The 243-nt window shown below is 52.7% G+C and carries 1 protein-coding gene; it reads left to right on the forward strand.

The window, feature by feature from the left end:
• A partial coding sequence (locus tag Q4563_RS21995) for an HAD family hydrolase (protein WP_303606052.1) occupies positions 1–243 on the forward strand: 243 nt, incomplete at both ends.

Genomic DNA, 243 nt, shown 5'->3' on the forward strand with positions numbered 1-243 from the left:
GCATTACCCTGACCGATGACCTGCGGGCCGAACTATTGGCCGGTTTCGCCAGCCTGCGTCCTCATGCGGATATAAAACCGGCACTGGCAACACTGCGGAGCCATGGTTTTCGCACCGTGGCCTTTTCCAATTCTTCATTAACCCTGATAGCCAACCAGATAAAGAACGCCGGTCTGGAAAGCTGTTTTGATGAGATTATATCGGTAGAAGAAACGGGCAGTTTCAAACCGGACCCGGCGGTAT

It is taken from the genome of Gilvimarinus sp. 1_MG-2023 (genome assembly GCF_030548285.1).